This is a genomic window from Marinicella marina (assembly GCF_030065545.1).
GTDB lineage: Bacteria > Pseudomonadota > Gammaproteobacteria > Xanthomonadales > Marinicellaceae > Marinicella > Marinicella marina.
In genome coordinates, this window is record NZ_JASJNC010000003.1 from 265,703 (window position 1) to 287,668 (window position 21,966).

Annotated in this window: 21 protein-coding genes and 1 pseudogene; 13 read left to right on the forward strand and 9 right to left on the reverse strand. The window is 43.7% G+C overall.

Annotated elements, in window-relative coordinates:
* From QNI24_RS06150 to QNI24_RS06195, 10 genes are all read left to right on the forward strand, one after another.
* On the forward strand, positions 1–1,803 hold the full coding sequence (locus QNI24_RS06150) for a hypothetical protein (protein WP_267175350.1): 1,803 nt from the start codon (positions 1–3) through the stop codon (positions 1,801–1,803).
* Positions 1,800–2,276 carry a Rab family GTPase gene (locus tag QNI24_RS06155; RefSeq protein ID WP_267175349.1) on the forward strand — a complete coding sequence of 159 codons (477 nt, stop codon included), beginning with the start codon at positions 1,800–1,802 and terminating at the stop codon, positions 2,274–2,276. Before QNI24_RS06150 ends, QNI24_RS06155 begins: the two co-directional genes overlap by 4 nt.
* Positions 2,273–3,682, forward strand: a complete 1,410-nt coding sequence (locus QNI24_RS06160; RefSeq protein ID WP_283708578.1) for an ATP-binding response regulator — start codon at positions 2,273–2,275, stop codon at positions 3,680–3,682. Before QNI24_RS06155 ends, QNI24_RS06160 begins: the two co-directional genes overlap by 4 nt.
* A gap of 129 nt (positions 3,683–3,811) precedes the next feature.
* The gene (locus QNI24_RS06165) at positions 3,812–4,732 is read left to right on the forward strand and encodes an SPFH domain-containing protein (RefSeq protein WP_267175347.1); all 921 of its coding nucleotides are present in this window, start codon (positions 3,812–3,814) and stop codon (positions 4,730–4,732) included.
* A gap of 2 nt (positions 4,733–4,734) precedes the next feature.
* A complete protein-coding gene (locus QNI24_RS06170) occupies positions 4,735–5,184 on the forward strand; it encodes an NfeD family protein (RefSeq protein ID WP_267175346.1) in 450 nt (149 codons plus the stop codon).
* Positions 5,185–5,187: 3 nt separating this feature from the next.
* Entirely contained in the window at positions 5,188–6,996 is a 1,809-nt protein-coding gene (locus QNI24_RS06175; RefSeq protein ID WP_267175345.1) for a hypothetical protein, read from the forward strand.
* A 73-nt stretch (positions 6,997–7,069) separates the two neighbouring features.
* The gene (locus QNI24_RS06180) at positions 7,070–7,615 is read left to right on the forward strand and encodes a gamma carbonic anhydrase family protein (protein ID WP_267175344.1); all 546 of its coding nucleotides are present in this window, start codon (positions 7,070–7,072) and stop codon (positions 7,613–7,615) included.
* A complete protein-coding gene (locus QNI24_RS06185) occupies positions 7,608–8,570 on the forward strand; it encodes a hypothetical protein (protein WP_267175343.1) in 963 nt (320 codons plus the stop codon). Before QNI24_RS06180 ends, QNI24_RS06185 begins: the two co-directional genes overlap by 8 nt.
* Positions 8,567–9,040 (forward strand): SixA phosphatase family protein, encoded by a 474-nt coding sequence (locus QNI24_RS06190; RefSeq protein ID WP_267175342.1) that lies wholly within the window; start codon positions 8,567–8,569, stop codon positions 9,038–9,040. Before QNI24_RS06185 ends, QNI24_RS06190 begins: the two co-directional genes overlap by 4 nt.
* Entirely contained in the window at positions 9,030–9,638 is a 609-nt protein-coding gene (locus tag QNI24_RS06195) for a rhomboid family intramembrane serine protease (RefSeq protein WP_267175341.1), read from the forward strand. Before QNI24_RS06190 ends, QNI24_RS06195 begins: the two co-directional genes overlap by 11 nt.
* Positions 9,639–9,650: 12 nt before the next feature.
* Here the strand turns inward: QNI24_RS06195 and QNI24_RS06200 are convergent, their stop codons facing one another.
* From QNI24_RS06200 to QNI24_RS06220, 5 genes and pseudogenes are all read right to left on the reverse strand, one after another.
* Complete coding sequence (locus QNI24_RS06200; protein ID WP_267175340.1) at positions 9,651–10,466, reverse strand: pseudouridine synthase; 816 nt, start codon at positions 10,464–10,466, stop codon at positions 9,651–9,653.
* Positions 10,459–11,085 (reverse strand): SMC-Scp complex subunit ScpB, encoded by a 627-nt coding sequence (scpB, locus tag QNI24_RS06205; protein ID WP_267175339.1) that lies wholly within the window; start codon positions 11,083–11,085, stop codon positions 10,459–10,461. The genes QNI24_RS06200 and scpB overlap by 8 nt, the downstream gene beginning before the upstream one ends.
* A 21-nt stretch (positions 11,086–11,106) precedes the next feature.
* Positions 11,107–11,865: pseudogene (locus QNI24_RS06210) on the reverse strand (segregation and condensation protein A); the annotation flags it as partial.
* Positions 11,866–11,905: 40 nt separating this feature from the next.
* Positions 11,906–12,523 carry an L-threonylcarbamoyladenylate synthase gene (locus QNI24_RS06215; RefSeq protein ID WP_267175337.1) on the reverse strand — a complete coding sequence of 206 codons (618 nt, stop codon included), beginning with the start codon at positions 12,521–12,523 and terminating at the stop codon, positions 11,906–11,908.
* A 2-nt stretch (positions 12,524–12,525) separates the two neighbouring features.
* On the reverse strand, positions 12,526–13,011 hold the full coding sequence (locus QNI24_RS06220; protein ID WP_267175336.1) for an asparaginase domain-containing protein: 486 nt from the start codon (positions 13,009–13,011) through the stop codon (positions 12,526–12,528).
* 74 nt (positions 13,012–13,085) lie between these two features.
* Between QNI24_RS06220 and QNI24_RS06225 the strand changes: the two genes are divergently transcribed.
* Together QNI24_RS06225 and QNI24_RS06230 are read left to right on the forward strand one after the other, a co-directional pair.
* Complete coding sequence (locus tag QNI24_RS06225) at positions 13,086–13,826, forward strand: hypothetical protein (RefSeq protein WP_267175335.1); 741 nt, start codon at positions 13,086–13,088, stop codon at positions 13,824–13,826.
* Between the two features lie 44 nt (positions 13,827–13,870).
* The gene (locus tag QNI24_RS06230; protein WP_283708579.1) at positions 13,871–16,495 is read left to right on the forward strand and encodes a hypothetical protein; all 2,625 of its coding nucleotides are present in this window, start codon (positions 13,871–13,873) and stop codon (positions 16,493–16,495) included.
* A 22-nt stretch (positions 16,496–16,517) separates the two neighbouring features.
* On the opposite strand, the gene QNI24_RS06235 is transcribed toward QNI24_RS06230, so the two are convergent.
* Together QNI24_RS06235 and QNI24_RS06240 are read right to left on the reverse strand one after the other, a co-directional pair.
* Positions 16,518–17,321 (reverse strand): M48 family metallopeptidase, encoded by an 804-nt coding sequence (locus tag QNI24_RS06235; protein WP_267175333.1) that lies wholly within the window; start codon positions 17,319–17,321, stop codon positions 16,518–16,520.
* 88 nt (positions 17,322–17,409) lie between these two features.
* On the reverse strand, positions 17,410–17,718 hold the full coding sequence (locus QNI24_RS06240) for a hypothetical protein (protein WP_267175332.1): 309 nt from the start codon (positions 17,716–17,718) through the stop codon (positions 17,410–17,412).
* A 202-nt stretch (positions 17,719–17,920) separates the two neighbouring features.
* Between QNI24_RS06240 and QNI24_RS06245 the strand changes: the two genes are divergently transcribed.
* A complete protein-coding gene (locus QNI24_RS06245; RefSeq protein WP_267175331.1) occupies positions 17,921–19,267 on the forward strand; it encodes a TonB family protein in 1,347 nt (448 codons plus the stop codon).
* An 81-nt stretch (positions 19,268–19,348) separates the two neighbouring features.
* On the opposite strand, the gene pnp is transcribed toward QNI24_RS06245, so the two are convergent.
* On the reverse strand, positions 19,349–21,448 hold the full coding sequence (pnp, locus tag QNI24_RS06250) for a polyribonucleotide nucleotidyltransferase (protein WP_267175330.1): 2,100 nt from the start codon (positions 21,446–21,448) through the stop codon (positions 19,349–19,351).
* Positions 21,449–21,609: 161 nt separating this feature from the next.
* Positions 21,610–21,876, reverse strand: coding sequence for a 30S ribosomal protein S15 (gene rpsO / locus QNI24_RS06255; protein ID WP_410174822.1), 267 nt, complete (start codon positions 21,874–21,876; stop codon positions 21,610–21,612).
* Positions 21,877–21,966 lie beyond the last annotated feature (90 nt).

Sequence of the window (21,966 nt, forward strand, 5' to 3'; positions counted from 1 at the left end):
ATGAGCAACGATCGCGAAAAACTCAAAGCATTGTTGCTGAATGAGGAAATTGCGCAAATCAAGGCATTACAAAAATTACTCAATGACAAACAAGCACTGACTGAAAAAATATCCGAGGTCATTGATCCGGCCACAGATTTGGCCATCGCCAAAAACCCAAAATTTCAAAAAAAATTCTCCAAAATAGATTCAAAGGCCTACGTCAGAGCCATCAAGGCCAACAAACAAACCTTCATTGATGCCTTGTTGCCCATCATTGGTCCGATGATCAGGAAATCAGTTACATCAGCCATCAGGCGTTTTGTTTCCGATGTCAACCGAGCCGTTGAAATGGGGTTTTCTATACAGGCCCTGAAATGGCGCTGGAAAGCTTTCAGAACCGGCGTGCCTTTTGCTGAAATTGTGTTTAATAACACCATTGAATACCAAGTCCAACAAGTCTTCTTGATTGACAACAACAGCGGTTTATTGATTGCATACGCTGGTCATGAGGAGTACCTGTTACAGGACAAAGACGCCATGTCCGCCATGCTTACAGCGATTCAAGATTTTGTCAAAGACTCAGTTAACTCAGGTGGCTCAGGTTTAGCAGCAGCGGAAATTGACGATGACATCTTGTGGATTACAGCCGGTAACAAAGCGCAAATAGCAGCCATCATCAAAGGCGCACCGACACAGCGGCTGCGTGAACGCATGTTGGCTGCCTCAGAAGATATTCACATCGAGTTTTATCAGGAACTAGATTCTCAAGAGCTGTGGGAAAACAACCACGAACTGGAAAGCGAACTTGAGAAGTTGTTGCTGACTAAGTCCCAATCAGATGATGAGGAAAGCCCAAAAGGCATCAATTATTGGCCTTGGGTCATGGTAATCGCTGGCTTATTGCTGTGGTGGGGTTGGTCAACTTATCAACAACACCAAACTGAGCAAAAACTACTTGATTCATTGCGCAACACACCGGGTTTCGTTTTAACGAATCTCAGCCATTCCAATGGCCAATACACGGTTGAGGGACTGCAGGATCCAATGGCTGAGATCGCGCCCCAAGACGTCGAACTGACCATCAACAGTACCCCTTTTATTTCTTTAGAAGACCCAATTCTGCGCAAACGGGCTGAACAAATCCTTTCAGATGATTCACTGCACGTTGAAGTCAACAACGGCGTGATGATAATCACCGGAGAGCACAATAATGATGAGGCTTACAAGCAAAAACTGTTACAGTTAAAAAGCCAGCCTGGAATCAATTCTGTTGATGACAGGGTAAGCCACCAGCCCAAAGCTGATTTAGCCGGCTTTTTACAACAGAATAGTCTGCCGCCAAGCATAAAAGCCACTGAAAATGCTGGCATCATTGAATTATCCGGCTATGCCACCAAAAGCATGTTGGATGAGTTAACCGCAGAACTCAAGAAGTACGGTGGTATTGACGCCCAAAAAGTTGAGCTGGTTGTACTGGATGAAATAAAACAAAGCATCAAGCAAACTCCGCTCATTATGACTAACCCAGCTGCATTGAATCAGCCTCAACAAAACCAGTTAAATGCGTTGATTGAACAGTTTCAGAAATTAATTAACTTACAACCCGGAGTAGGTATAATGCTGATCGGTAAAAGTGATTGCCAAGGTTCAGCTAAGCAAAGCAACAAGTTCAGTCAGATGCGTGTTAACACAGTCAGTGCTTATTTATCTGAGAACGGTTTGAAGGCAGCTACTTTGAGGCCCAAAATCAGTGCCTGCGAGAACAGTAACAGTGTAATAGATGCCAGAAAAATCGGCGTCTGGTTTGAGGTGGTTCAATGATTTCAAAAAAAGTCTGCATGATAGGGCGCTTTGCGGTTGGAAAAACTTCATTAGTCGATCGCTTTGTAAAAAATCACTTTTCCGAAAAATACCAAACCACTGTTGGTGTTTCGATTGCCACCAAAATCATCGACCCATCAACTAAATTTGTCATCTGGGACATCGCTGGCTTCGAACAAGACAGTCATTATAAACCTTATTTACGCGGTGCCCATGCCATCATATATGTTGTTGATGCCACCGAACCAGAATCGCTGCATACACTCAATGACATCATCAAAGATTCACCTGAATTATTGGAATTGCCAGCTGTTTGCTTTATCAACAAAGCCGACTTAGTCGATGACATTAAGTGGCAAGATGCATTCACCGAACAAGTTCGTGCCATCTCCAAACAAAACTTTTGGACCAGCGCCAAATCTGGCGAAAACGTGGCACACGGGTTTGAGACTTTGGCCCATTTATTGTTGTGAAAATCCCCCAGGGCATTTTTAATCGCGTCTATGATCATTACCAAGCTTCAGACTGGTGCTTAATTACACTGGATCGTAAAAACACCGTCAAAAACTTCAACCGCAATGCTGAAACAGCTTTTGCACTAAGCCATCAGCAAAATAACATCCGCGATGTGATTCCTCTGCTGGCTGCAGAATCATTGGACGAAGAGTTCATGCTGCCTTTTTTTAACCACAATGAAAAGGTTTTTGATGTGCACTTTCTGATTGAGGGTGACTACAAACACCTCATTATGGTACCCATCGACATGCTCCATAAACAAGTCCAATCCAGACAACAAATAGCCCACGAACAAGAGATTGAAAAATTAAGACTAGAGGGTTTATTTGTTGCCCTTGAGGGTGCACACGAAGAACTCAAAAAGGCCAATTCAGCCAAATCATTTTACATCTCTGCCTTGTCGCATGAAATTGGCAACCCAATCACTGCCATCAAAGGTTATAACCAGCTATTAATGGAAGGCGCCATAGAACAAGAAGCTGCCACTAAAGTATTTCAAAACAACATCGAGAAGATCCAACAAATCATCACCCAGACCTTGGATTATGATCAACAATACAACACCCAATACAGCCGACAACTGGCACCAGCACAGGTAATTGATCAATTATTCAATGACTTCAGCATCCAAGCCAGTAACAAAGGCCTCAAACTAATCAATCAAGTCGACCCAGAAGTCATCATCAAAACCAACCAAACCAAGTGGTCACAAATATTCACCAATCTCATCAGCAATGCCATCAAGTACACCGAAAAAGGCAGCATCACAGTGAAATCTCAGCTTGAAGATGGTTTGTTACATATTGATACCATTGATACGGGCTGTGGCATGAGTCCAGCTTTTCAAAGCAAATTGTTCACTGCATGGAGTCGCGAGAAAAAAAGTCAATCGGCCGGCAACGGCATTGGCCTAGTCATTTCGAAAATGCTGGCCGAACAAATTGGTGGTGATCTGATCTTACATTCAAGTAATCAGCATGGCAGTCGCTTCAGGTTTTCAGTGACCTACCACCAAGCATTGAACGCCCAACGTATTTTGTTGGTGGATGATGATGCTGATTGTTTGAGTTTGTTTGATTTCTATTTGACCGAAGCCGGTCACGAAGTCACCACGGCCCACTCCATCCAGAGCATCGAACAAAAACTGGCTGAAAAGGATTTTGATGTGGTATTAACAGATTTGAATTTAACCGATGGTTCAGTCGATCAAATACATCAAAAACTTAAATCTCAAGTTGCCAGAGTGGTCATAATGACCGCCAACCCCACCAAACAAAAACGCCATGAACTGGAGACACTGGGATTCGACCAGGTACTCAACAAGCCTTTAACTCAAGAACAAATAGTGAACAGCGTCGCATAAAAGCATATCGCTGTCATTATTATCGTGAACCACAACCCATCTGCTCATACAATCTGGTATCACTTGTGGCACATGAAAAAACAGCCCTTTTCATGTAAAATTAATATTTAAGCAATTGGAGGAGTGACAATGGAAGATACCATTTTCTATATAATATTGGGAGTTTTTGGGATTATATTTCTCAGAAGCGTCTTTGTGATCGTGCCGCAGGGTTTTGAGTATACGGTAGAACGGTTTGGCGAATTTCGTCGGGTATTTCCCCCCGGACTGGGTTTAAAAATGCCTTTCGTTGAAAGGATTGGCCGCAAAATAAACATGATGGAACAAGTCGCCAACGTACCTTCACAGGAAGTCATTACACGTGACAATGCTGTGGTTACTGTCGATGGTGTGGTTTTTTATCAAATTCTTGATTCAGTCAAAGCAGCCTATGAAGTCAATCGTTTGGAATATGCCATATTGAACTTAACCATGACCAACATCCGTACGGTCTTGGGCGCCATGGATTTGGATGAATCCTTGTCTAAAAGAGATGAAATTAATCACCGATTATTGGCTGTGGTCGATGAGGCCACCTCACCTTGGGGCGTGAAAGTCACGCGGATTGAAATCAAAGACATCAAACCGCCGCACGATCTGGTGGCATCAATGGCCAGACAAATGAAAGCCGAGCGTGAAAAAAGAGCACAGATTCTTGAAGCTGAAGGTTCACGCCAATCGGACATTTTACAAGCCGAAGGTAAAAAGCAAGCCGCCATCTTGGAGGCAGAGGGCTTGAAAGAGGCCGCCTTCCGCGAGGCCGAAGCGCGCGAACGTGAAGCCGAAGCTGAAGCCAAAGCAACTCACATGGTATCAAAGGCCATCGCAGCCGGCGACGTCAACGCGATTAACTACTTTGTGGCACAGAAATACCTGGATCAGTTTGGTAAGTTTGCTGATTCACCCAACCAAAAAACCATGATCCTACCGATGGAAGCAACCCAAATTTTAGGATCCCTGGCAGGCATCACAGAACTGGCCAAAGACCTCACACAGGATAAAGAATCATGATCATGGGGTTCTTATTAGACCTAACACCCTGGCATTGGCTCACGGCTGCGGTGTTTTTGTTGGTGATTGAAATGGTGGTTGGGTCTTATTACTTGTTGTGGGTCAGCTTTGCCGCATTCTTAGTGGCCATAATTCAGTGGATGTTCGGCATCAGTTGGGGCAGCCAAATGGTGTTGTTTTCAGCCATATCCGTGATGTCAGTGATTGCTTGGTACCTATACGACCTCAAACGCGACAAAACCAGCACCAGACCCAATTTAAACAAACGCGGTCACCAATACATTGGAAGAACATTTCAACTCAGCCACCCCATCATCAATGGCGTGGGCAAAATAAATGTCGATGATTCTACTTGGAAAGTCAGGGGCGATGATGCGCCACTGGATACCACTGTAAAAGTGGTGGACATCGACGGCACCATATTAATTGTAAAAATACTTGGAGATAAATAAATCATGAACAAATTACTACCGATTTTGATCATCGCTGCCTTTCTGGTTGGTTGTGGTGAAGACAAAGCAACAACCAGCCCGACACCGCCGGAAGCAAAACAAGCCACCGCAGAAATTCTTAATTACATCCCGGCTGACACACCGATGTTGATGACCTCTGGCTTGTACCCAGAACAGTACCCAGACAGGTATTTAGAGGTGATGCAAGGCAACATGGATGGCGTTGTTAAATACTTGAAAGTGGTACTGGAAAGTGAACTGAATAAAGAAGAAGTCGTCAACTACGTCACCACAATAGATGAAAATGGTGAAGAAGTCATCACTGAAGATACAGACCCAGCAGCTGCTGAAATGAAAGCCAAAATACAAAGCTTTGCAGACAAATGGATGACTGACGATGCCATGGATAAGTTGGGAATCAAGATGGGTGAAACCCAATTTGCTGTTTACATGGTTGATTTGTTCCCGGTGTTGCGGATGAAATTAAGCAGCGATAATCAATTGAATGCATTCATGAATGATTTAGAACAAGATTTTGAGTTATCATTTGTTAAATCTGAAGTGGATGGCAAACAAATCCGCGAAATTCAAAATGACAAAGTTTCGCTCTTAATCAGTACAGATGACAACTACTTAGTCATCACAGCAACACCTGCTGTAATCAAAGACCAAATGTTCAACCAGCTGTTAGGACTCGATAAACCTGTTCAGTCTATGGCACAAAACACAGCAGCGATAGAAGCTGTGAAAAACAAACATGGTTTTGTGATGGATGATTTGTTGTTGATTGATGTGGCTAAAATTGCCGATCACTTTATCAATCCCAGCAAATACAACTCAGCGATGGTTAATTTCATGCAAATTGACGACAACATGTTATCAGCGGCATGCAAAGCAGAATTTTCAGCCATGATTGCCAAAGCCCCACGCATGGTCGCTGGTTCAAAAGTCATGACCAACGACACCATTGAGGCAGCCTTTGTCTGGGAAATGGATGCAGAATTGGCCAATGACATGTCATTGATGGCAGGTCGCATACCGCAAGGCAATGCCGATGCCGCCATCTCATTTGGTATGAGCTTTGATTTGTTGGCAGCTAAAAACTTGGCCAGCAAATATGTTGATGCTGCTGTTGCTGAGCCTTACAACTGCGAACACTTGGCACCATTCAATGCCCAGTTACAAGACATACAAGCCAAATTAAGCCAGCCCATTCCACCTTTTGTTGGCAACTTCAAAGGTTTCAACTTTTCTTTGGATGAGTTGAAGTTGAATATGGCTGCTGCGCAGGCAGAGAACCCCAATGCGAAAGACATCATTGAATCTTTGAAAACACAAGTTTTCTTGGCTGTGGATGAGACCCAAGCGTTATTGGGGATGGCCCAAATGATGGTGCCTCAACTACAAGGCATGGACATCAAAACAGATGGATCATTGATCACCTTGGCTGACACAGCACCGCTGCTTGGTGGCAGTGACATCCCCATTGACCTGGCTAATTTGTATGCTGCAGTTTCAAATAACACCATTGGATTCTCAATGGGCCACGAAGGTGGTGGTGGTTTAGAAACCAAAGTACAAGCCGAAGGTGATGCCATTCTCATGTCATCCAGCATGAATCTAGAAGGCTATAAAGCCATCATGGAACAGGTTTTTGCGATGGCTGATATGCCACAACTGCCGGCGCAAGTCAGAAAAGATTTGGCCATGCAAAAAGATTTATACATGAGCATGATGTATTGGAAATCTCAAGAAATGGCCATCAGCTTCACTGAACAAGGCTTCACCACCAATGTCAATTACACTTACTGATACCAGCCAGCTTCTCAACAGCCCCAGTCGATAAGATCTGGGGCTTTTTAATGTCCAAGATAAAGAGGAAAACATGTCTAACATCAGAGTTTTTAACAATCACTTCCCACAGATTGGAGCGCGGGTTTTTATTGACCCCTTTGCCGTGGTTATTGGTGAAGTCACACTGGGTGATGATGTTTCAATCTGGCCCATGGTGGTGATCAGAGGCGATGTGCATCGCATCAATATCGGAGCAAGCACCAACATCCAGGATGGCAGCATTTTACATGTCACACACCGCAATGATGCCGACCCAGACGGAGGACCGTTAACAATTGGCCAAGGCGTCACAGTGGGCCATGGCGCAATATTGCATGCTTGTGACATCGGTGATTATTGCTTGGTTGGGATGGGTTCTACGGTGCTAGATAAAGCACAAATGGAACACCACAGCATGTTGGGTGCGGGCAGTGTTTTACCACCAGGTAAAATCATCAAAACAGGTGAATTATGGGTAGGTAACCCAGCAAAAAAAGTTAAAGATTTGTCACAATCTCAGCGCCAATCCTTAGAATATTCAGCCAAGCATTATGTTAAACTGAAAGACACTTATCAACAACAGCAAACAGATGGTTGAGGTCGGTTCCACAGACCAAACAGAAGAACGGATTGACAGCTTCAAGGCCGCGCAAGCAGTTTTGGCGCAGCTGCCATCCGACCACCAACAACTGAGCCCATGGCTGCGTTGGTCAGATGAGGTGTTTGCAGAACAGCCATGGCAACAAGCACTCAACCAGTCCATGATAATTGCTTACGCCAGAATGACACTGCGCAATGGCGCCTTAAGTGAACACCCCAGAAGCTACCACAACGAACGGCACATTGATGATTTATTGACCAGAATATTCTACTGTGCCGAACAATACAAAACACAAATCAACCCAAATGGCCTGGCCATTTTGAGTTTTTTTGCGGCTTGTCACGACCTGCGTCAGGACGAGCCCAGAAACACCTCCAATCCGACTTCCTTGGTGGGCGCCAACGAAGCGGCAAGCTTTGCTGAGGCAGCAAGAATCATTGCCATGACAGGTGCTGACTCTTTGTGGAATGAACACCACATGTTGTTACTCAGAACCATGATAGAGGGCAGCACTTTTGGTTCCGGTGGTAAAAGAAGTCAGAATTTTTTCCAAGGAAATTTAGCCAAACACCTGCTGCAGCAGTTAAGTCTACCGAATAAAAATGACGAGCAATTGGTTTTGTTGGCCTGCGACATTGATACCGCCAACGTCAGCTTGAACTTGGCTGAATTTGCCCAATCGGCTGTGGCTATCTTTGACGAATTGAAATCCCATCAAAATGTCGAAACTTCGGCACATCAATTTTTTGGCGAACAACAAAAAATTTATTTCTTTGATCAGCAGCAGTTCAATGCCAAAATCACCCTGGACTTGTTCGAGCCTAAAAAACAAAACAACAAAAACAAATTATTGGCACTATCTGCCTACATCAACCAACAAGATCCATTGTTATCTGCTGAAAGTATCAAGGCCAAGTTCCTCAAAAAAGCCCGAGAGCTGGCCACTCAATGATGCGTTTGTTTTTGGTGAGACATGCAGATGCCAGCTTCACCAGCAGTGACGATTACAATCGACCACTTTCAGAACTGGGCAAAAAACAAGCCCAACTGAGCGCTGCTTACATCCAACAAAACACCCAGTCTGAGCGAAGCTTGATCGTTGCATCCAGTGCATTGAGAACCTGTCAAACCGCACAAATCATAAGTGATCACCAGCCCAGCGCTGACTTGTACCAAGACCGCGCTTTTTACGAAGCCAGAGTGGGCCAATGGTGTGATGTTATTATTGAGAAATCTGACGCGAGCAACTTGATTCTGGTGGGTCACAACCCCACCATGGGTTTTCTTGCCAAACATTTAAATACCAGTCAACAAGTGGCGTTTTCACCAGCTTGCGTGGCACAGTACCACCTTGAAATTGCAGCAGATGGCCTCAAATTACCTGCTCAATACATTGACTTTTACATACCACATGCAAACTAACAACCCGCTCAGCAACATACCTCCAGTGACCCGCAATGTTTTGATTGCCATTGTGGTCATGTTCATCGCTCAACAAATTCTAGGTGGCGCCAACAGCGGTTACTTTATCCAACGTTATTTTGCTTTATTTCCCGTTGATTCTCAGTATTTCTATCCTTGGCAATTAATCACTTATGCGCTGCTGCACGGTAATTTAATGCATTTGTTTTTTAATGGCTTTGCCATTTGGATGTTTGGCTCACAAATAGAACATTATTGGGGCGAAAAAAAATACGGCATTTTTATAGTTGTTTGTATCATTGGCTCTGGCATTGCCAATGCACTGCTCAGTAACGCACCAGCGATTGGTATATCTGGTGCAGTCTACGGACTACTGGTTGCCTACGGTATGATGTGGCCCAATCACACGATTCAATTGATACTGCCACCGATTCCGATGAAGGCAAAATACTTTGTTATCCTGTTTGCCGGCATAGCCCTGTTCAGTAGCATCAGCGCCAATAACGATGGTATTGCTCATATTGCCCATTTGGGAGGCGCCATCACGGGCTTTTTATTGATTCAATATTGGCGCAAAAAACCACCCTTTAAATGGTAAACAAGCCCTGTATCAACGGCGGCCTTTTTTCACTGATTTAACCACCAAGGTTGATACTGCCGGTTCGTACTGGGTGTCTTTGAATAAAATATCCAGCTCTTTGGCGTTGAGTTCTTTCATTTGACCTTTGCGCAAACTCTTGGGCAAAAACACAGGCCCATAGCGCACCCTTTTCAAGCGACTGACTTGGATGTTTTGTGATTCCCACAGGCGCCTGACCTCGCGGTTCTTACCTTCCATAATGGCGACATGAAACCAACTGTTGGAGCCACGATCCTCATCACCCGCTGCTTGGATGTCTGAAAATTTGGCCATGCCATCTTCCAATTCCACACCATTGAGCAAGTTCTCAATCACCTCAGGGGTTACCTCGCCAAAAACCCGACAGGCATATTCACGATCAATATTGGCACTGGGGTGCATCAAGTGGTTGGCAAAATCACCATCAGTGGTGAACAATAGCAAGCCTGTGGTGTTGATGTCTAAGCGACCTATGTTCAACCATTTTTGGCCTTTGATTCTTGGTAATGAATCAAACACTGTCTTTCGCCCTTTTTCATCTTGGCGGGTGGTCACCTCACTCAGTGGCTTGTTGTACATCAAAACCTTTGGCGTAACATGCTCGGTCTCTACCACCCAAGCACGATTTTTCCAGGTGATTTTGTCGCCAGCTTGTAACTTCTGACCCAACACGACCGGTTTGCGGTTGATACTTATTTGGCCCAGTTTGATGGCTGCTTCAATTTGTCTTCTTGAACCCAGTCCACAGCGGGCCAAAGTTTTTTGGATGCGCTCAGTGGGCTGAACTTCAAATGTTTCTTTACTCATTATTTTGTACTTCTTTTGATTGTGAGTCTGCTGCAGCAGCCTCGTTGGTGTTTTCATTATTGGCTTCGCCGAATTGCAGTTCCTGCTCTAAAGTCTCAATGTCTTTGATTTCTGCCAAAGAAGGTAAGTCTTGAAGTGAAGCCAAATTAAAATAATCTAAAAATTCTTTGGTGGTACCTAACATAGCTGGTTTTCCTGGCACGTCGCGGTACCCTAAAATTCTGATCCATTCTTTGTCCATCATGTAATGGATGATTTTACTGGATACAGCCACGCCACGGATGTCTTCAATCTCACCTCGGGTGATGGGCTGTCGATAAGCAATCAGTGCCAATGTCTCTAACAAGGCCCTGGACAATTTTTTGGGCTTTTGTTGCCACATGTTTTGTAGCCAAGGTTGAACTGATTCACGGGTTTGTAAGCGGTAACCCTTGGATAATTTTTTTAATTCAATGCCACGGTCTTGGTAACTCGCATCTAAATCGTTCAAGACCTGATTGATATCATTGGCGGTTATTTCCTCATCTGGGAATAGACCTACCAAAGCTTTCATGCTCATTGGCTCATCAAAGGCCATCAAAGCGGCCTCCACCACATTCCTTACTTGTTTTAATTCCACAGTTTATCCCTCACTCATACTTGATTGTAGGTAGATGTCTGCAAAAGGGGCACTTTGTACCAGCTCGATGGTGTGTGCTTTCAACAGTTCAAGTACCGCCAAAAAAGTCACCAAGGCGCCCTGCTTGCCTTCAGTTTTACTGAACAGTGATTTGAAGTTCACGGTTTTGGCTTTTAATAAGCTGTCAAGCACCACCGTCATCCGATCACGTACACTTAAAACCTCACGTTCAATGGCATGAGAAACTTTTAAGTCTGCACGCATCATGACTTCCTTGAATGCCATCACCAAGTCTTTGACAGTGATGTCGACAATGCTTTCAATGTCTGCTTGTTTGTCTAAATAAGCATGTGCCACCCAGACTTCTCTGCCAACCCGCGGTAGGCCATCAATGTCCTCTGCTGCTTGTTTAAATCTTTCATACTCTTGTAGGCGCCTGATCAGTTCTGCCCTCGGGTCTTCCTCCGAGTCCTCATCATCATGTGTTTTAGGTAACAACATCCTGGATTTAATTTCGGCCAACATCGCTGCCATCACCAAATACTCTGCAGCCAATTCAAAATTCATTTTGTGCATCAGCTCAATGTACTCGACGTATTGCTTGGTGATGTCATAGATGGGGATGTTTAAAATATCCAGGTTCTGACGTCGAATCAGATACAACAACAAGTCCAGTGGTCCCTCAAATGCCTCTAAGATCACTTCCAATGCATCTGGCGGGATATACAAGTCAGTTGGCATGCTGGTGAAAGGTTTACCCTCAACCACCGCAAAAGGCATCTCAGCCTGTTTGACCACCGGGTTGGATTTGACTTCTTGTTCAGACAAAGTCAATCACTCCTTTGCCTTGTCGGATGATATCAACTTCGCCCATCGATAAATCAACCACCGTGGAAGGTTCTTGTGCACAGTATCCAGCATCAATGATCGAATTCACTCGATTACCCACGCGCAATTCTATATCATCCACATCCAGTTCATACATATCAATGTCCGGAAACTCTAAGGTCGAGGTCATCATGGGTTCACCTAACTCTTCCAGCAAAGCATCAACCACCGCATGATCAGCAATTCGCACCCCAATGGTTTTGCGTTTTTGGTGTTGTAGCTTTTTCGGCACCCTTCTGGTAGCTGGCATAATAAAAGTGTATGCACCAGGTGTGTGTTGTTTTATCAAACGGAAAGCAACGTTATCCACCAATACAAAATCAGTCATTTGTGAGATGTTTTGACACATCATGGTGAAATGATGTTGTGCATCTATTTGTTTGATCTGTGCCACCACTTTGGGTGCTTTTAAGTTATCTAAGCTCCAGCCGATGGCGTAGCCAGAATCAGTCGGGTAAATAATCAAGCCACCATTCCTCAAAGTATCAATCGCTGCCTTGATTGATCTGGCTTGTGGATTATCGGGATGTACCCGCAGGATATTAGCCATAATCAAACTTCCTCAAAACGGTTGGCTTTGCGATTTTTACGCACATGCGCTGGATCCCAAACCAAACCATTCATGATCACCCAAACACCATTGGGTTGGGTCTGCACCGCTGCCACAGCACAGCCAATGTTAAATATGGCATCAGTGGCATTGAACCTGGCGGGTGTCAAAGCACCGGTCATGACGATGGTTTTACCTGGAATGTTTTGCAGATACTGAGCCGTCTCCACCATGGTGTCTGTACCATGGGTGATTAAAAAATGTGATTCATCTGATTTCTCAATCACACTTTTTATCAATGAGCGATCCTCATCTGTGATGTAAATGGAATCTTTTTTTAATAACGGCACCACTTCAAAATCAAAGCCCACGTGGTAAGTGTTCAATAATTCACCAATGATGGGTTTGCCGATTTGATAATCGCTCAAATCATCAAAGTACAATTTATCAATGGTGCCACCAGTGGTTATGATTTTTAAGTTGTTCATTATGTTGTTGATTATTTATTTCAGTGCCTATTTTAGCGCCTTTTATGGGTGAATTGAGCAGTTATAATAAGACTATGCTGAAAATTAATAATTATCTGTTGGTATTGAGTTTTTTACTGGCAATGGTCTCCTTCACCAAACGCAACGATTTCACTGCTGACTTTGTGCCACATCCCCTGCTGAAGCATGAACCCATTCAACAATCCATCAATCAACAGCCTTACAACATTGAATACCAGCAAGAGACGTTCACCATCATGCCAAAATATGACTATGAACTTTTCGGCCTGGTTGTTTCTTATCGGCTGCATGACTCTGACGGCGGCTGGATGATTCATGCACAAAATAAAGATCACATCAACGTGGCTGATTATTGTGTGGTTTGGGGTGCATCTGCCGATGCCTCCATTCTGGCTCACTTCAGCTTCAGCAATGGACAGTTTACCTGTAATTTTCAAACCCAAAGTAACCAAGCTTGGGAGGCATTCAACCAAAACCAAATTTCAAACAATCATTTATTGGCTGTAGATGAGCATTTGCGCGAGACAATTGATGAAATAAACATAGGCGATGTCATCCACATCAAGGGCAAATTAGCGCACTACATCAACCCATTAGGTGGTGAGCGTGGCACCAGTGTTGTTAGGACTGATACCGGAAATGGGGCTTGTGAAACCATTTGGGTTGAAGCAATTGGTATCATTGATTCTATGACCAGTATTTGGCGTACTTTATTAACGGCATCATTGATTGTGCTGATTCTGACTGTGTTGATTTATTTACGTGCGCCTTATGCGCCCCACAAACTTCATTGAAATCAGCATTAAGCATTTGCTGTTGATTTTGTTACAATGTCGACATGAGATATTTTCTTTTAAGCCTGTTTTTGTTGGCCCAAACAGCACCGAGCATTGCCCAAGAAATCGCAGCTGAAACCGCAGCTGAAACCGCAACTGAAGTGTTAAGCTTTGACAATGGCAACCAAATAGCCGCCCACCTGCGCAGCGAATATGGCATTGCCAAAGCTGTTTATCTGACGCAATTGGCTGAGCAATTAAGTGAATCCTTTGCATCCAAAGAACAACTGCAACAACAATGGCTGCAAGCGCTGGAATTAACTGTTGCAGAACCACTGAATTTCGCCCGCATCAACTCACATGCCCTGATGGTTCAAAGTCTGATCCAGCACACCAATGGCATGACGTTGAACCGTTGGCGTCAAATCAATATACCCACTCAAATGCGCTTTAACAAGCCTCAACAATTCAAACCAGACACTGACACCTTCACCACATGGCTCAATTTGAATGCCCATTGGCAGTATTTAATGAACGACAAAAGAGCCAAGATAGCCTCATGGAACCCATGGGTGGTTGAAACAGCAAGCTTAAATGAAAGCAACAAAAAAACAGCAGACACAAAATCTGAAGGAGACAACAATTCGGTATCTTTGGTATTGAACTTATTGCTGGATGAGAACAGTATTGATGCAGCTAACATCAATCAATTAAGCCTACAAACTGCGCAGGCAGACCCACTGGCTGTGGCGCTTATCAGGCAACAGTTTCACCATGAAACAGCGCATCCACTGGCAATGGCCTATGACTGGATTGAGATTTATCAATTGCTAGAACTCAGCCCTCGTCTGTTAACCGCTGAGCAACAAAACCAACTGGCCAACATCCTGTCACGCACCACCACACAGTGGCAATCCAATGAGGCAAACATCAACCTAATCAATCCTGACTTGTTCACTTTATTGAATCAAGTTTTTATCGCGTTGCCGAATAAATTTAAAAACCCTGATCATTCTGATCAAGGGCTTAATAATGCCATATTCTCTTTCATTACTGGCATCCAAAACCCCAACACATATTTCGCTCATCCATTGCGACAAGACATTCAAGAAAATTTAGAAGTATGTTTGAACTTAAGCGCCCAACAAAGACCCGAACCACCTTTACCAATTGCTGACAGTCAATTTGAATCTTGTTTGGATGAGTTCATTAATTGGGGCAGTAACTTATCTAAAAGTGCTGATTTTGCCGGCAACCTGATCAAATTAGACAACCCAGCCAGTATCAACCGAGCGGTGGAATTACCCGCTGTACAAATCATTAACAACCTCGCAATCCATGCAGCCGGTGATGTCAGTTGTAAGCAACAAACCAAAAACAGAAGTAATTGGGTCGAATGGTCGATGGCTGCAGCCACACTGGCATGGTTCAACGACCGTTGGCCAGCTTTAATGGCGACTCAGCAAACCAATCAAATACTCGAACCCATGCTACGTGCTGGGGAAAACATTTTCGATTATTCAGCTTGCATTGCCGACAATGCGCCCTTACAGACACAATTCGAAGTGGTCTTGAACAAATGGCAACGACTGAAACAAGAAATCATAACCCATGTGAATCAATTCATGATTGAGCGTTTGACTCCCAACAGTGATGTTGACTTGTTTAAATCAATCGATCAAGTAACCCAGTATGTGCCAGAAGATTTAACCATTGGCCCATGTGATGTGGCTCAGTCTTGTGGGGCCTTCGTAACCCTTGAGCCAAGCATTGAATTACTTAACTTATTCCCAAACCATTTAAAACTGGCTGAGCAGTTTGGTCTCGGCAAGTTAGCAATCTGCTATGAGGAAGTGCAATGGGTCAATAGGGAAACGGCTCCCACGCATCTAGATAACAACAAAATTGCCAATTTTTCTGGCCAGTTGGCTTTACAATTGACTGGTAAATACCAAGAAAAAGATGTCTTCACCAAACAATTCGTCAGTGAGCAAAGTCACATCTACTTATTTGGTGAGAACAACACTGAAGTGCTCGATACGGCTTGTCCGTTGAAGCTTATTGGTAAACAAATCAACACCACATTGGACCGCGGTACTTTTGGTTTATTACCCAATCGACTGACTTTCTTAACGGCAGCTAAAGTTGATGTCAATGCAGTGATCGATAATAATTGGCAAAGCTGGTTAAACAGCCTTCAAAACAGCCAAGATAATTTTGTTTATTTTGATGAAATGAATGAGGTGAGATCAACACTGAATGACGCTTTTTTACAACAAGCCAATGACCTACAACAAGAAATATACCGTAAATTAATCGCCAACAACATATCTCGCAGCAATGACTCTGCCCTATCCAGAGCCACTTTTGACTTCATCACACATCGCAAACTACTCGAACGCATGGCAACAGGTCTCTATCCACACTTGTTGGCAGCGGATGCCAAGTTACATGCCGCCATCAATGGCCAAGAGAGGCTGGTAGACATGCAATTTTTTAGATCAGCTTTTCAAACACAGAAAAACTTGGTCGACATGCTCAATTTTGCCGATGAAAATTTCATACAACACCAAAATGTCTGGCAATCAACCAACCTCGCTGATTCAGCGATTCAGACCAGTTTAGAGCAACTACACAGCATCCGGCAATCACACACCAGTAAAGTCGCAGAAGCTGCGGAAGAATGATTTAGCAGGAGTCATACAAACATCACAAGGCGCATTGTGGCTTAAGGCCCAAGGCTTGCGCTTCTTTTTCAATGGCCAATGCCCGCCCCATGAATTTTTGTAATTTAGCGATTCGATTGGCGGGTTCTGGGTGTGTCGATAAAAATTCTGGCGGACGCTGACCGGCAGAAGCAGCGGCCATGTTTTGCCACAAGTTAACACTCTCAGTGGGGTCAAAACCAGCGCCGGCCATAAAGAATAAACCAAAACGGTCGGCTTCCTTCTCATGGTCTCGTGAAAACGGTAACATCACGCCTACTTGAGCGCCCAAGCCCAATGCCGTCATCAACGTTTGACGTCCAGCCGATCCTTCCATTGTTTGCTGACTGACCACATCAGCAACTTGTAAACCGGCTTGTGCCAGCATTTGAGCAGACATCCTTTGTGCCCCATGCCGCCACAACACATGGGCAATTTCATGACCTATCACCGCGGCCAATTGATCAGGTGTTTCAGCCACATCCAACAACCCAGTGTGTACGCCTACTTTGCCACCCGGTAGCGCAAAGGCATTGGCAGAATCATCCTCAAAAACCACCACTTCCCATTGGCGGTTGCGGTGCTCATCGGGCAAGGCATTGATGATGGCCCATGAAACACATTGGACGTAATCATTTTTGCGGGTGTTGGTAGATATTTTCTGTGAAGTTTTCATCTGGCTGAAAGCCGTTGCGCCCATTTGGCTCATTTGATCGGTACTGACCAAAATCAAGCGTCTGTCACCACTGGGTGTGGTGGCACAGGCTGATAGCATCAACACAACACCAACAAAAATAATCTTTTTCATATACAGCTCCACGGTTTAATTAATAATCGTTATGGGCCCAGCCTCAACGTTTCAGTCGCATGAATTTACCATAACAAGATTAATTATATCAGCTCAAAACCACATAACTGATAACAAAACCAATTACAAATAACACCGCATAGATCCATTTAGCTAATTGATATTGGGAACGGATTTTAGCATCTTCAACCAATTTGCCCCGATGATGCAGCCATGTCCATTCCAGTAAAATCACAAAAACAAACAACATGATGAAGACCACTGACAAGACACCGACAAACTCTGCCCAACTGGCTTCAGCATTGATCATGGTAAAAACACCCAACAGGTTAAATATGATGATACTGACAATTAAAAGGATGCGTAATGGGGTAAAAACAACTGCTTTTTTGGCCATAGGTAATTATGTACTAAAATCACAAATTATAGCAATTGGCTGTGTTAAAACAGTCAAAATTCAACATCTAATTGACAATTAACTCAGGCATTTCTTGATATGAGTGAGTGATTAAAAAACACTTAAAGTACAAATAATAACAACTCAGCAGAACTTTTGTTAAACTAACAACTCAAAACATTTACTTTTAAAGGAGATTAAAGTGAAATCACACACACAACTACCTGTCATATTATTTTCATGCCTGTTGGCAATCAGCACAGTATGTTGGGCTGATATCAATCAAGCCAACAAGGCTTACAAGCAACAACAATTTTCACAAGCATTCAGTAGCTATCAAGATCTGGCCCAACTGGGCAATCAACAAGCGATTCGTCGCCTCACTCACATGCACATCAATGGCGAGGGAACGCAAAAAGATTTAATCAAAGCTTACGCTTGGTCCACTTTGATTAAGGACACTTCAGGCAAAACAACCCTCACTGAGCGCATTACAAAAGACCTCACAACCGAAGATTTTTCCCAAGCTCAATTATTGGCCGAACAATTTGAATCAATGTATGGTCATGCGGCGATTGAAAACAAATACACTCCCATCACCCTCGAATCGGATAAAACTCAGAACAACAATGATTATGAACTGAATATTATCCAACGAACACCACCACAAATCACCCGTGCACAATACAGAAAAAAACTACAAGGCTGGAGCACTGTAAGTTTTTATATTCATCCAGATGGTTCAACCAGAGACATCGAAGTCATCAGTTCAATGCCAGTTGGTGAATTTGATCAATCCACCATTGATGCGGTTGCCAAATTTAAATTTGATGTCCAATTCAAAGACGGTATCGAACCCTACCCCATTCAACGGATCCAAACCATCACTTTTGAAATGGGAAAAACAGATCAGTCTGAAATGACCCAACTGTTTCAGCAACACTTAGAAGAATTAAAACAAACGGCCCATGCAGGTCATCCAGAAGCGCAATACTATTATGCACTGGCAGCCAGTTCCAATTCAGTCATCAGCAACTACGTTCCGATGACTGATATTTCTAGTAACGATTGGTTGTTCAAAGCAGCTCAAAATGGACACCTCGATGCGCAATACCAATTAGGCATTAACATCATGTATGGCAGAGAAGGGTGTGGTATAGATAAACAAAAAGGCTTTAATTGGTTGGTTCAAGCCGCGGATAATGGCCACCCAAAATCAGCACGTCAAGCCTATAAACTGGCCAGTAAACAATCTTTTGAAAACCATTCTGACACCGCGCCTGAGCTGTGGCTCAAGCAAGCCGCCGAAGCGGGTGATCCAGAGTCTCTATTGGCTTATGCCAACCATTTGCTGTTCAAAGAACAGAGTCAAAAAGCCATCAACGCTGCCAAAGATTATTTAGATAATTACCTTGAACAACGAGATAAGTCAGTGAAATACCACCAGACCATGGCTCAACTATATACACTTGAAAACCAACCAAAAAAAGCTAAAAAGGAAATGAAAAGAGCCAACAAACTGGCTAAAAAATTGGGTTGGGAAATTTAACGACTCATAGAGACAAAAATGCTTTAGCACAAAAAAACCCGCCTTAAAAAGCGGGTTTTTTTATTTATCACTTTCAGTGATTTATTCCGGCTTGGGTTCAAGCGCTTTCATTGATAAGCGCACACGGCCCTGCTTATCTACTTCAAGTACTTTAACTTTAACCACTTCACCTTCTTTGATTTTGTCAGTGACTTTAGCCACACGTTCATGACAAATCTCAGAAATGTGAACCATGCCGTCTTGGCCTGGTAACAAATTCACAAAAGCACCAAAATCCATGATTTTTACCACTTTACCTTCATAGGTCGCACCCACTTCAACTTCAGCAGTCAAATCTTCGATGCGTTTCTTAGCTAAATCACCGTCTTCTTGGTTGATTGACGCAATAGTCACCGTACCATCATCATTGATATCGATGGTGGTATTGGTTTCCTCAGTCAATGCGCGGATGGTTGCACCACCTTTACCAATGATGTCACGGATTTTATCAGGGTTAACTTTGATGGTCTCTAATCGAGGCGCATATGCTGACATTTCTTTGCGCGGCGTTGAAATCACTTTGTTCATCTCTTCCAAGATGAATTGACGACCCGCTGTGGCTTGTTTCAGAGCAATCTCCATGATTTCACGGGTGATGCCTTGAATCTTGATGTCCATTTGCAATGCAGTGATGGCACCTTCAGTACCAGCCACTTTAAAGTCCATGTCACCCAAATGATCTTCATCACCCAGAATATCAGACAATACAGCAAAGTTATCGCCTTCTTTAATCAAACCCATGGCAATACCTGCCACTGGTTCTTTCAAAGGAATACCAGCGTCCATCATAGACAATGATGAACCACAAACTGAAGCCATAGAACTTGATCCATTTGATTCAGTAATCTCAGAGACGATGCGTTTAACGTATGGGAACTCCTCTTCTGAAGGAACCACTGCCATCAAACCACGTTTGGCCAATCTACCATGACCAATTTCACGACGCTTAGGGCCACCCATAAAGCCAGCTTCACCGACACAGAATGGCGGGAAGTTGTAATGGAACATGAAGTCATCTTTGGTTTCACCTTCGATACCATCAATCAATTGTGCGTCACGGCCTGTACCCAATGTAGTTGCTACAATGGCTTGGGTTTCACCACGGGTGAACAAAGCTGAGCCATGCACACGAGGCAAGATGCCCACTTCCACTGAAATAGGACGAACTTGAGTCGGGTCACGACCATCAATACGAGGCGCACCAGAAATAATCTTACCACGCACGTGGTCTTTTTCTAATTTACTGATCAATGCCGAAATTTCTTTGGCATCATATTTGGGCTCTTCCTCACCTTCTGGAAAGAAGTGAGCCATCACTTTGTTGCGCATTGCATCCAAAGCCGCATAGCGGTCTTCTTTGACTTGGTTGGCAAATGCCGCTTCAATGTCAGCACCGAATTCGCTGTTGATGGTATTTAACAATTCTTCGTTAACCGCTTCAACTTCCCAATCCCAACGTGGTTTACCATTTTCAGCAGCAAACTCTTTGATTGCTTCAATGGCCACTTGCATTTGCTCGTGTCCATAGTTAACGGCGCCTAACATCACATCTTCGCTCAACAAATCAGCTTCAGACTCAACCATCAATACCGCCTCATCAGTACCAGCAACAACCAAATCCAATTTCGATGTCTCAAGTGCTTCCAATGAAGGGTTCAATAAATATTCACCGTCGGCATAACCAATTCTGGCCGCACCAATGGGACCATCAAAAGGTATACCTGAAATGGCCAATGCCGCTGAGGCACCCAACAAAGCAGGAATATCAGAATCAATTTCTTTGCTGAATGAAATCACATTAGCAATGACTTGAACTTCGTTCTTGAAACCTTTCGGGAACAAGGGTCTGATGGGTCTATCAATCAAACGACATATCAGTGTTTCTTTTTCTGTCGGTCTGCCTTCTCGTTTGAAAAAGCCGCCAGGAATGGCGCCTGCCGCATAAAATTTCTCTTGGTAGTTAACCGTTAATGGGAAGAAACTGGCATCTGGTTTGGCTTCTTTTTTACCTACCACTGTCACCAACAACATGGTGTCGCCCATGGACACTTTTACAGCACCAGTTGCTTGGCGAGCGATTTGTCCGGTTTCTAAAGTTACGGTATGCTGACCGTATTGAAATTGTTTTACTTGTTTTTTCACTTATATTTTCCTGGCCATTTGGCCTGTTATTTTCTTACTTTCCTACAGACACATCCCCTTGGACGTGCCCTGATTGTTCTACCAATGATCAATCAATGCGTCAGCATCAGCAGATTACAATTAAAAAAAAACCCGCAAATCAGCGGGTTTTTTTATTTGGCTTATCGGCGTAGGCCAAGGCGTTTGATCAGGTTCTGATACCTTTCGTTGTCTTTGCGCTTGGTGTAGGCCAATAATTTACGGCGTTGGTTAATCAATTTGATTAAACCACGTCTAGAATGCTTGTCTTTTTTGTGTGATTTAAAGTGCTCAGTCAAGTTGTTGATTCGAGCAGTCAATAAAGCCACTTGGACCTCTGGTGAACCGGTATCGTTGTCACCGGTTTGGTAGTCTTTGATAATTTCTTGTCTTTGTTCAACTGTAATCATAATTACGCTCGTCGAAGGGGCCTCAATACAATGATTTAAACCCGTTAATAAAACCGAACTGCCGTCGGACTGTCGCACAGCTCAGATGTG